The 11419-nt window shown below is 70.3% G+C and carries 10 protein-coding genes; 6 read left to right on the top strand and 4 right to left on the bottom strand.

The genetic code is table 11. From position 1 onward, the window contains the following. From FNH05_RS21015 to FNH05_RS21000, 4 genes are all read right to left on the bottom strand, one after another. Window positions 1-171: DnaJ domain-containing protein (locus tag FNH05_RS21015; protein WP_186382659.1), on the bottom strand; the 171-nt coding region annotated here is incomplete at its 3' end. A 36-nt stretch (window positions 172-207) separates the two neighbouring features. Further along, entirely contained in the window at window positions 208-1233 is a 1026-nt protein-coding gene (hrcA, locus tag FNH05_RS21010; RefSeq protein WP_144590421.1) for a heat-inducible transcriptional repressor HrcA, read from the bottom strand. A 151-nt stretch (window positions 1234-1384) separates the two neighbouring features. Next, entirely contained in the window at window positions 1385-2878 is a 1494-nt protein-coding gene (locus tag FNH05_RS21005; RefSeq protein WP_144590420.1) for a CoA-acylating methylmalonate-semialdehyde dehydrogenase, read from the bottom strand. A 146-nt stretch (window positions 2879-3024) separates the two neighbouring features. After that, window positions 3025-4323, bottom strand: a complete 1299-nt coding sequence (locus tag FNH05_RS21000; RefSeq protein ID WP_144590419.1) for an aspartate aminotransferase family protein — start codon at window positions 4321-4323, stop codon at window positions 3025-3027. An 84-nt stretch (window positions 4324-4407) separates the two neighbouring features. Between FNH05_RS21000 and FNH05_RS20995 the strand changes: the two genes are divergently transcribed. The 6 genes from FNH05_RS20995 (at window position 4408) to FNH05_RS20970 (ending at window position 11393) form a co-directional block, all read left to right on the top strand. Beyond that, on the top strand, window positions 4408-6000 hold the full coding sequence (locus tag FNH05_RS20995) for a PucR family transcriptional regulator (RefSeq protein WP_144590418.1): 1593 nt from the start codon (window positions 4408-4410) through the stop codon (window positions 5998-6000). A gap of 86 nt (window positions 6001-6086) precedes the next feature. Next, window positions 6087-6452, top strand: a complete 366-nt coding sequence (locus FNH05_RS20990; protein ID WP_144590417.1) for an SSI family serine proteinase inhibitor — start codon at window positions 6087-6089, stop codon at window positions 6450-6452. A gap of 166 nt (window positions 6453-6618) precedes the next feature. Further along, window positions 6619-8193, top strand: coding sequence for an NCS1 family nucleobase:cation symporter-1 (locus FNH05_RS20985; RefSeq protein ID WP_144590416.1), 1575 nt, complete (start codon window positions 6619-6621; stop codon window positions 8191-8193). Continuing rightward, on the top strand, window positions 8144-8986 hold the full coding sequence (locus FNH05_RS20980) for a nitrilase-related carbon-nitrogen hydrolase (RefSeq protein ID WP_144590415.1): 843 nt from the start codon (window positions 8144-8146) through the stop codon (window positions 8984-8986). The genes FNH05_RS20985 and FNH05_RS20980 overlap by 50 nt, the downstream gene beginning before the upstream one ends. A gap of 10 nt (window positions 8987-8996) precedes the next feature. Next, on the top strand, window positions 8997-10391 hold the full coding sequence (hydA, locus tag FNH05_RS20975; protein ID WP_144590414.1) for a dihydropyrimidinase: 1395 nt from the start codon (window positions 8997-8999) through the stop codon (window positions 10389-10391). 9 nt (window positions 10392-10400) lie between these two features. Beyond that, window positions 10401-11393, top strand: a complete 993-nt coding sequence (locus FNH05_RS20970) for a TIGR03842 family LLM class F420-dependent oxidoreductase (RefSeq protein ID WP_144590413.1) — start codon at window positions 10401-10403, stop codon at window positions 11391-11393. The last annotated feature ends 26 nt before the right edge of the window (window positions 11394-11419 follow it).

Raw genomic sequence — 11419 nt, 5'->3', positions numbered from 1 at the left:
GTCGGAGAGGACCTCGTAGGCGGTGGTGACCTCGCCGAACTTGTGCTGGGCGTCCTCGGACGGGTTGACGCCCGGGTGCAGTTCCCTGGCCAGCTTCCGGTACGCGCGCTTGATCTCCTGATCGGTCGCGTTCTTGGGCACCCCGAGAATGCCGTAGTAGTCCCTGGCCACCGTTCTCATGTCCTCCTGCAAAGGCCCGCTCGCCGGCTAGCTGCCGGCCAGAATCTGCCCCACGTAGTTCGCCACCGCGCGGACCGCGGCGATCGTGCCCGGATAGTCCATCCGGGTCGGTCCGACGATCCCCATGCCACCGAGGAGCACGTCGTCCCTCCCGTAGCCGATCGACACCACTGAGGTACTGCGCATCTGCTCGTCCTCATTTTCCTCGCCGATACGCACCGTGATCGCACCGGGGTTGCGTGCCGCGGCGAGCAGCTTGAGCACCACCACCTGCTCCTCGAGCGCCTCCAGCACCTGGCGCAGCGAGCCGGGGAAGTCGGCGACGTTGCGGGTCAGGTTGGCGGTGCCGCCGAGGACCAGGCGTTCCTCCGGGTGATCGACGAGGTGTTCGACCAGCACCGTGCAGACCCGGATCAACGCATCGCGCAGCTCACCCGGGGCCTGGTCGGGCAGGTCGGCCACCCGTGCGGCGGCGTCGGTGAGCCTGCGGCCGCTCAGCGTCGAGTTGAGCACGTCCCGGATGCGGTAGACGTTCTCCTCGCTGATCACGTCACCGAGGTCGATGGTGCGCTGGTCGACGCGGCCGGAGTCGGTGATCACCACGAGCATCAGGCGGGCCGGGGTGAGCGGCACCACCTCCAGGTGACGCAGCGTGGCGCTGCTCATGGTCGGGTACTGGATCACCGCGACCTGCCGGGTCAGCTGGGCCAGCAGGCGCACCGACCGGCGCAGCACGTCGTCGAGGTCGATCGCGCCGTCGAGGAAGTTCATGATCGCCCGCCGCTCGGCGCCGCTCAGCGGCTTGACGTCGGCGAGGTGGTCGACGAAGAGGCGGTAGCCCTTGTCGGTCGGGATGCGGCCGGCGCTGGTGTGCGGCTGGGTGATGTACCCCTCCTCCTCGAGCGCCGCCATGTCGTTGCGGATCGTGGCGCTGGACACACCCAGGTTGTGCCGGTCCACGATCGCCTTCGACCCCACCGGCTCATGGTTGGACACGTAGTCCGCGACGATGGCACGCAGAACTTCGAAGCGGCGCTCCTCGGAGCTGGCCACACCTCACCTCCCGCGTTCGACGTTTACCCCACGTCAAGTCTACGGAAGCGGCGATGCCGGGAACACGACCTTGCGCACACCCTCCCCCAACGGCCGTGAAGGGCCCCTTCACGGCCGATACGACTGTGAAGGGGCCCTTCACGGCAACGGGTCAGGTGTTGCGGGGGAAGCCCAGGTTGACGCCGCCCTGTGCGGGGTCCGGCCACCGGGAGGTGACGACCTTGCGGCGGGTGAAGAAGTGGAAGCCCTCCGGTCCGTAGGCGTGGCTGTCGCCGAACAGCGAGTCCTTCCAGCCGCCGAACGAGTAGTGGCTCACCGGCACCGGGATCGGCACGTTGAGCCCGACCATGCCGACCTCGACCTCGTTCTGGAACCGCCGCGCGGCGCGCCCGTCGTGGGTGAAGATCGCGGTGCCGTTGCCGTAGCGGTTGCCGTTGACCAGCTCCAGCGCGGCGTCGTAGCTCCCCACCCTGACCACGCACAGCACCGGCCCGAAGATCTCGTCGGTGTAGATCGGCATGTCCGGGGTGACCCGGTCGAACAGCGTGGGGCCGAGCCAGAAGCCGCCGTCGGTGACGCGCAGGCCGCGCCCGTCGACCACCAGCTCCGCGCCCGCCGCCGCACCGGCCTCCACAGAGGACGCGACCCGGTGCCGGTGCGCCGCGGTGACGAGCGGGCCCATCTCGGACTCCGGATCGCGCCCGTCCCCGACCTTCAGCCTGCCCATCCGCTCGGCGATCCGGCCGACCAGCTCGTCGCCGACCGGATCGACCGCGACCACGACCGACACCGCCATGCACCGCTCCCCCGCCGAGCCGAACCCGGCGGACACGGCGGCGTCGGCGGCCAGGTCGAGGTCGGCGTCGGGCAGCACCACCATGTGGTTCTTCGCGCCGCCCAGCGCCTGCACGCGCTTGCCGTGCCGGGTGCCGGTCTCGTAGACGTAGCGCGCGATCGGGGTGGAGCCGACGAACGACACCGCCTTGACCGCGGGGTGCGCGAGCAGCCCATCCACCGCGACCTTGCCGCCGTGCAGCACGTTGAACACCCCGGCGGGCAGCCCGGCTTCGGCGAAGAGCCCGGCGATGAACAGCGATGCCGACGGGTCCTTCTCACTGGGCTTGAGCACGACGGTGTTGCCGCACGCGATCGCGTTGGGCGCGAACCACAGCGGCACCATCGCCGGGAAGTTGAACGGCGAGATCACCGCCACCACGCCGAGCGGCTGGGCGATCGAGTACACGTCGACGCCGGTGGAGGCGTTCTCGCTGTATCCGCCCTTGAGCAACTGAGCCGCACCGCAGGCGTACTCGACGTTCTCGATGGCGCGCGCCACCTCGCCCGCCGCGTCGGATTCCACCTTGCCGTGCTCGGCGGTGATGATCTTCGCCAGTTCGTCCCTGCGGGCGGCCAGCAGCTCGCGGAAGGCGAAGAGCACCCGGCTGCGCGCGGCCAGTGAGGTGTCGCGCCACGCGGGAAAGGCGCGGGCGGCCGCGGCGACCGCCTCGTCGACCTGCGCGGGCCCCGCGAAGTCCACGTGCGCGGTGACCTCCCCCGTGGCGGGGTCGAACACCTCGCCGGTCTCCTCGGCGAGGCCGCCCCAGCCCTTGCCGTCAATCCAGTGGCTGATGCGGTCCCTGCTCATCACACCTCCCGTGTCCTGCGGGACACCCGCACCCGGTCGGGCCACGCGAACAGGGGCTCCGCCAGTGTCGTTCACGCGCCCTCCTGTGTCCTGCGGGACACCCGCACCCGGTCGGGCCACGCGAACAGGGGCTCCGCCAGTGTCGTTCACGCGCCCTCCTGTACGACCGCGATCGACTCGCCGAGGATGGCCAGCGCCTCGTCCGCCTCCTGCTCGGTCAGGGTCATCGGCGGCGCCAGGCGGAGGACGTTGTTGTACAGCCCGCCCTTGCCGACGAGCAGGCCGCGCGCCCTGGTCTCCTCCAGCACCGCGGCCGCGTGGTCCGGGCTGGGCCGGTCACCGCCGGACTCCACGAGCTCGACCCCGATCATCAGGCCCTTGCCGCGCACGTCGCCGACTATGTCGTTCCGCTCGCCGATCTCGGCCAGCCCGCCGAGCAGCCTGCTGCCGAGCTTGGCGGCGTTGCCCTGCAGGTCGTGGTCGAGCAGATAGTCCAAAGTGGCCTTCGCGCCCGCGGTGGCGACCGGGTTGCCGCCGAAGGTGGAGATCGAGTTCGCGGTGATCGAGTCCATCACCTCGGCGCGGGCCACGACCCCGCCGATGGCCAGCCCGTTGCCGAGTCCCTTGGCGAAGGTCATCGCGTCCGGGGTGACGCCGTGCGCTCCGATCCCCCAGAAGTGCTCGCCCGTGCGGCCCCAGCCCGTCTGCACCTCGTCGGAGATGAGCAGGATGCCGTACTCGTCGAGCACCTCCTTGAAGGAGGCGAACAACCCGTCCGGCGGCACGTTGAAACCGCCGACGCCCTGGATCGGCTCGGCGATCAGCGCCGCCACGTCGCCGGAGGTGGTCGTCTGCAGCACGTCGCGCAGATCGTCGGTGCAGGCCCTGACGTAGTCGGCGTCGGACAGGCGGGAGAAGGCGTCGCGGTAGCGGTAGCCGCCGTGCACGTAGCTGACCTTCACCGGGGACAGCGAACTGGCCGACCAGCCGCGGTTGCCGGTGATGCCGACCGTGGCGAACGCCCGCCCGTGGTAGGAGTTGCGTATCGCCAGCACCTGGTTGCTGCGCCGGTACTGGGTGGCGAGCATCAGCGCGGTCTCGTTGGCCTCGGTGCCGGAGTTGGTGAAGAACACCTTGGCGTCGTCGATACCGGACAGTGCGGCGATCCGCTCGGCCAGCTCGACCTGGCTGCGGATCAGGTACAGGGTCGAGGTGTGCAGGACGCCGGTGTCGAGCTGGGCCCGGACGGCGTCGGAGATTTCCGCGACGTCGTAGCCGACGGCGTTGGTCAGGATCCCGGCGAAGAAGTCGAGGTAGGTGTTCCCGTCGGCGTCGGTGACGTGCCTGCCGCTCGCGCGGACGATCTCGATCGGTTCCCGGTAGTAGAGGGCCATCCAGCGGGGCAGGACCGCGCGGTGGCGTGCCACCAGCTCAGCGTCGCTCATGGTTTCCGAGTGTCCGTGCCCCGCCCGGCGGCCACCACACGCATTGTGTACGCACTACCCGGCCCGGCCGTACAGTTTGTTGGCATGTACCCGACCGTCGCCGACGTGCTCGCGCTACCGGTGGTCCGCCACGGCCGCCCGCGCGTGGTGGCCGGCGCCGAGGGGCTCGACGCGCGCGTGCGCTGGGTGCACGTCGCGGAGGTCGCCGACATCGGGCATCTGCTCAAGGGCGGCGAACTCGTGCTCACCACGGGGATCGCGCTGCCCGACGACGCCGCGGCGCTGACCCGCTACCTGGACGGGCTGGCCGAGGCCGGCGTGGCCGGGCTCGTGGTGGAACTGGTGCGGCACTGGAACGAGGGACTGCCCCCGGCGCTGGTCGAGGCCGCCGCCCGCCACGGCGTCCCGCTGATCACCCTGTCCCGGGAGACGAGGTACGTGACGGTCACCGAGACCGTCAACGGGCTGATCGTGGACGCCCAGGTGGCGGAGCTGCGGGCGGCCGAGCAGGTGCACCAGGTGTTCACCGAACTCACCGTTTCGGGTGCCGAACCGGTGGCGGTGCTGCGCGAGGTGGCCAGGATGACGGGGCTGCCGGTGGTGCTGGAAACGCTGGCGCACGAGGTTCTCGCCTACGACGCGGCGGGCACCGACCCGGGCGAGCTGCTTTCGGGCTGGCTGTCCCGCTCGCGGCTGGTCCACGTCGGGGAGCGCACCGGCTACCACGCCGACGCCGGCTGGCTGGTCACCGTGGTGGGTGCGCGCGGGCACGACTGGGGCCGACTGGTCGTGGTGTCCGAGGAACCGCCGCCGCACCGGCACGTCGTGGTCATCGAGCGCGCCGCCTCGGCACTGGCCGTGCACCGGCTGGTCGCGCGGGAATCGGACAGCCTGGAACGGCAGGCGCATCGGGCGGTGCTGGCCGAACTGGCCGCCTCCCCGGCCCCGTCGGCCGAACTGCTGGCCCGCGCCTCGGCGCTGGGGGTACCGCTGACCCGGCACCGCCTGGTCGGGGTGGCGATCCGGCCGCGACTGACCGAGGCGCGGCGCCCGGCGGGCTCGGCCGCGCCGGTCCTGCGGGACCTCGCTGAGACGGTCTCGCTGGCGGCGCGGCGCGCGAAGGTGTCGGCCCTGGTCGCGGTGTCCGACGAGCTGACCGTCCAGGCGCTGCTTTCCCTGTCCCCCAAGGCGAACGTCGAGGCGGTGCTCGACCGCCTCGCCACCACCGTCCATCCCGGCCGGACCGCGGTACTGGCCGCGGGGACCACTGTGGACAGTCCGGCCGACGCGCGCCGGACGCTGGCCGAGGCCGTCCAGGTCGCCTCGGCCGCCCTGCACCGCGGCACCGACCGGCTCGTGCACCGGCTCGAAGACCTCCGGCTGCGCGGGCTGCTGCACCTGCTGGCCGGGGACGAACGCGTCCAGGCGTTCGCCGCCCGCGAACTGGGCCCGCTGCTCTCCCGCGACGCGGCCTCGGGCACCCGGCTGGTGCAGGCCCTGCGGCACTACTGCGAACAGGGCGGCAACAAGTCGGCCGCCGCGGCCGCCGCCCACACCTCCCGCACCGCCTACTACCAGCAGCTCGCGCGCATCGAGAAGGTGCTCGGCGTCCCGCTGGAGGAGCCGGAATCCCTGCTGTCCCTCTATGTCGCCCTGCTCGTCCGCGAACTGCCCTGACTCCCCCTCCCGGCACGGGCACCACCAGGGGATTTCACCCGGTCGTGTGGGTGTGGGGAAAGTCCGGAACGACCGATACCCCCGGTATGCCTCTGACCCAGTTGGTACCCGCAGTCGCGTCGATGCTCGCCCTGGCCGGAACCCCGGCGCACGGCGCCTGCGATCTCACCTTCAGCAACCAGGACTCCGGCGGCCGGGTGACCACGGTGACCCTGCGCTGCGAACCCGACGGCGGCAGCCATCCGCACGCCGCCCGCGCCTGCCAAGCCCTCGAAGCCGCCGACGGCGACTTCGACCGGCTGACAGGCCAGGACCAGCCGTGCCCGATGATCTGGCAGCCGGTGACCGCCACCGCCACCGGGCACTGGCGCGGCAGGCCCGTCCAGTACAGCCACACCTATCCCAACCGCTGCGAAGCCGCCGTCCGCTCCGCCCAGGTTTTCGATTTCTGACCGTGACCATGTTTCCGCCTTATTGACGGATTGCTACGATGAGCGGCCGACCGGGCCGCACAGCACCGGCCCGCGCCGGACGCAACAAACAGAATGCGTTCCGACGCGGGCAACGGTGAACACTCTGCCAATGCCGTCGTCCCGCGCCGTCGCGCACGATTCCGCAATGGCACCCTCGCAGACAGTCCGCCCCGACGGCCGGGTGGATCTCAGCGACACCGCATCGATCCGCGGCAGCCGGTTCTTCAACGACGAACTCGCCCCGGTCCCGGTGGAAAAGCGGACCTGGACCACCTACAACTATTTCGCCCTGTGGATGGGCATGGCGCACAACATACCGTCGTATGCCCTGGCTTCGTCCCTCATCGCGCTGGGCATGAACTGGCTGCAGGCGCTGATCACGATCACGCTCGGCAATCTCATCGTGCTCGTCCCGATGCTGCTCAACAGCCACGCCGGGACGAAGTACGGTATCCCGTTCCCGGTCTACGCGCGGGCTTTCTACGGAGTGCGCGGCGCCAATTTCGCGGCGCTGCTGCGGGCGTTCATCGCCTGCGGCTGGTTCGGCATCCAGACCTGGGTCGGCGGGGAGGCGATCTACATCCTCGTCGGCAAGCTGGTCGGCGGCGGCTGGCGTCACGCCGCCCAGCTCGGCGGGCAGCCGTGGACGCTGTGGCTGTCCTTCGCGGTGTTCTGGGTGATCCAGATGCTCATCATCTGGCGGGGGATGGAGGCGGTCCGGCGCTTCGAGAACTGGACCGCGCCGCTGGTGTCGGTGGGCTTTCTGATCCTGCTCGCCTACGTGCTCGTCAAGGCGGGCGGGCTCGGGCCGATCCTGTCCGAACCCGCCAGGCTCGGCTGGGGCGGCACGTTCTGGAAGGTGTTCGCCCCCTCGCTGATGGGGATGATCGCGTTCTGGTCGACGCTGTCGCTGAACATGCCGGACTTCACCCGGTTCGGGGGCAGCCAGCGCAAGCAGGTGCGGGGCCAGTTGCTGGGCCTGCCCACCACGATGACCTTCATCGCGATCGTGGCCATCCTGACCACCTCCGGCGGGGTGCTGCTCTACGGCGAGGCGATCTGGGACCCGGCCCAGCTGGCGGACCGGTTCTCCAGCCCGGCGCTGGTGGTGGTCGCGCTGGTGGCGCTGGTGCTGGCCACCATCTCGGCCAACCTGGCGGCGAACGTGGTGAGCCCCTCCTACGACTTCTCCAACGCCTTCCCCCGGCGCATCACCTTCGCCGTCGGCGGCCTGATCACCGGCGTGATCGGCGTCCTGATCCAGCCGTGGAAGCTGTATTCCGATCCGGGCATCTACATCTTCGCCTGGCTGGGCTTCTACGGCGGGATCCTGGGCGCGGTGGCCGGAGTACTGGTCGCGGGCTACTGGGTGGTGCGCCGCCGCAGGCTGGACCTGGCCGGGCTGTACACCGAGGGCGGCCGCTACTGGTTCCGCGCGGGGTGGAGCTGGCAGGCCCTGGTGGCCACCGTGGCCGGCGGGGTGCTCGCGGTCGGCGGCGCCTACACCGCGCCCGGGTCCTCCGGGCCCTTCCCCGCGGACGGGCTCATCCCGTTCCTCAAGCCCGTCTACGACTACAGCTGGGTGGCCGGGCTCGTCGGCGGCTTCGTCATCTATCTCGCGCTGGCCCTGCCGGGCCGCGCCGCGGAATCGGCAATCGAGGAGGAGAACAGTGAGCGAAGTGGTCAGGGCCGCCTTGGTACAGCAGCGATGGACGGGTGACAAGGAGTCGATGATCGCGGGTGCGGTCGCGGCGATCGCCTCGGCCGCCTCGCAGGGGGCGCAGGTGGTCTGCCTCCAGGAACTGTTCTACGGCCCGTACTTCTGCCAGGTGCAGGACGCCGACTACTACTCCTACACCGAGGGCATCCCGGACGGGCCGACCACGAAACTGCTGCAGGAGGTGGCGCAGCGGCACGGGATCGTGATCGTGGCCCCGATGTACGAGCAGGAGCAGCCCGGGGTCTACTACAACACGGCGGCGGTGATCGACGCGGACGGCAGCTACCTCGGCAAGTACCGCAAGAACCACATCCCGCAGGTGAAGGGCTTCTGGGAGAAGTTCTACTTCCGTCCCGGCAACACCGGCTACCCGGTGTTCGACACCGCGGTCGGGCGGATCGGCGTCTACATCTGCTACGACCGGCACTTCCCCGAGGGCTGGCGCGCGCTCGGCCTGGCCGGGGCGAAGATCGTGTTCAACCCGTCGGCGACCAGCCGGGGCCTGTCCCAGTACCTGTGGCGGCTGGAGCAGCCCGCCGCCGCCGTGGCCAACGAGTACTACGTCGGCGCGATCAACCGGGTCGGCGTGGAACCACTGGGCGACAACGACTTCTACGGCCAGACCTATTTCGTGGACCCGCGCGGCGAACTGGTCGGCGAGGCCGCATCGGATACCGAGGACGAGGTCGTGGTGCGGGATCTGGACATGGGCAGGCTCGCCGAGGTCCGTGACCTGTGGGCCTTCTACCGCGACCGCCGCCCCGACTCCTACGACTCGATCGTGGCCCCGTGAGGAGGAATTCGTGCGAACCCTGATCAAGGGCGGGACGGTGCTGTCGGCCAGCGGCGCGAGCCCGGCGGACGTGCTGGTGGAGGACGAGAAGATCGCCGCGGTGGCGGCCCCCGGGGTGTTCTCCGCCGCAGGTATGGCGGCCGACGAGGTGCTCGATGCGGCCGGGAAGTACGTGCTGCCGGGCGGGATCGACGCGCACACCCACATGGAGATGCCCTTCGGCGGCACCTTCTCGGCGGACACCTTCGCCACCGGTACCGCCGCGGCCGCCTGGGGCGGCACCACCACCATCATCGACTTCGCGGTGCAGCCCAAGGGCGGCTCGCTGCTGTCCACACTGGATGCCTGGCACGGGAAGGCCGACGGCAACTGCGCCGTCGACTACGGCTTCCACATGATCGTCTCCGACGTCAACGACACCACGCTGAAGGAGATGGAGACCTGCCTCGACCGCGGGGTGTCCAGTTTCAAGATGTTCATGGCCTATCCCGGCGTCTTCTACTCCACCGACGGCGAGATCCTGCGCGCCATGCGGAAGGCGAACGACACCGGGGCGACGATCATGATGCACGCGGAGAACGGCATCGCGATCGACGAACTGGTGGCGCAGGCGCTGGCGTCGGGCCGGACCGAACCCGTGCAGCACGGGCTGACCCGTCCGTCCGCTTTGGAGGGAGAGGCGACCTCGCGTGCCATCACACTGGCCAGGGTGACCGGCGCGCCGCTGTACATAGTGCACCTCTCGGCGGCGGAGGCGCTGGCCGCCGTGGCGCAGGCCCGCGACGAGGGTCAGAACGTGTTCGCCGAAACCTGCCCGCAGTACCTCTACCTGTCCATCGAGGACCTCGCCAGGCCGGGATTCGAGGGGGCGAAGTACGTGGCCTCTCCCCCGCTGCGGGAGAAGAAGCACCAGGCGGACCTGTGGCGCGGACTGCGCACCAACGACCTGTCGGTGGTGTCGACCGACCACTGCCCGTTCTGCTTCAAGGAGCAGAAGGAACTCGGCGCCGGCGACTTCTCCAAAATCCCCAACGGCATGCCGGGCGTGGAGCACCGTATGGACCTGCTGCACCAGGGCGTGGTCGCCGGGAAGCTTTCCCTGGCCCGCTGGGTCGAGGCCTGCTCGACCACCCCGGCCCGGATGTTCGGCCTCTACCCCCGCAAGGGGGTGATCGCGCCGGGTTCCGACGCCGACATCGTGATCTACGACCCGTCGGCGCGGCAGACGCTGTCCGCCGAGACGCACCACATGGCCGTGGACTACTCAGCCTACGAAGGGTTCGAGATCACCGGGAAGGTGGAGACGGTGCTCTCGCGGGGCAAGGTCGTCGTCTCCCCCTCCGGGTTCTCCGGCGGCTCCGGCGGCCGGTTCCTGTCCCGCGATCTCTGCCAGTACCTGGGGTGAGGGGGTCCGATGGATTTCGGGGTTGTCCTGCAGACCGACCCACCGGCCTGGGAGGTGGTGCGGTTGATGAAGGAGGCCGAGGCGCTCGGCTTCGGTTACGGCTGGACGTTCGACTCCTGTGTGCTGTGGCAGGAACCGTTCGTCATCTACAGCCAGATCCTCGCCGCGACCTCGGCGATGACGGTGGGGCCGATGGTGACCAGCCCGGGTACCCGGGACTGGTCGGTGCTGGCCTCGCTGTTCGCCACGCTGAACGACATGTTCGGCAACCGCACGGTGTGCGGGATCGGGCGCGGGGACTCGGCGCACCGGGTGGTCGGCAGGCAACCGTCCACTTTGGCCACCGTGCGCGAGGCCATGCACGTGATCAAGGAGCTGGCCGAGGGGCGGGAGGTGCGCTACGGCGACACCGCCGTACGCATCCCGTGGGTGCGCAACGGGCGGCTGGAGATGTGGATGGCCGGGTACGGGCCGAAGGCACTGCGGACCGCGGGCGAGCAAGCCGACGGTTTCATCCTCCAGTGCGCGGATCCGGCGATCGCGCGCTGGACGATCGGCACCGTGCAGCAGGCGGCACGGGCGGCGGGCCGCGATCCGGCGGGCATCAGCATCTGCGTGGCCGCCCCGGCCTACGTCGGCGACGACCTGCCGCACCAGCGTGAACAACTGCGCTGGTTCGGCGGGATGGTCGGCAACCACGTGGCGGACCTCGTCACCCGCTACGGGGATTCGGGGCCGGTGCCACGCGAGCTGACCGACTACATCCGCGAACGGGAGGGCTACGACTACGCCCATCACGGCCGGGCGGGCAACCCCTCCGCCGGGTTCGTGCCGGACCAGATCGTCGACCGGTTCTGCCTGGTCGGCCCGCCGGGAGCGCACATCGACCGCCTGGCCGAACTCGCCGAACTCGGAGTCGACCAGTTCGCGCTGTACCTCATGCACGACCAGCGCGAGGACACACTGGCCGCCTACGGCGACATCATCCCTGCCCTGCTCTGACCCCGGCCCCCGCCCGGGTGTTGCCG

Source organism: Amycolatopsis rhizosphaerae, assembly GCF_007713715.1.
In the GTDB taxonomy this organism is placed as follows: Bacteria; Actinomycetota; Actinomycetes; order Mycobacteriales; family Pseudonocardiaceae; genus Amycolatopsis_E; species Amycolatopsis_E rhizosphaerae.
The sequence above is the reverse complement of the archived record's forward strand: the minus strand, read 5'-3'. Positions and strand labels throughout refer to the sequence as shown.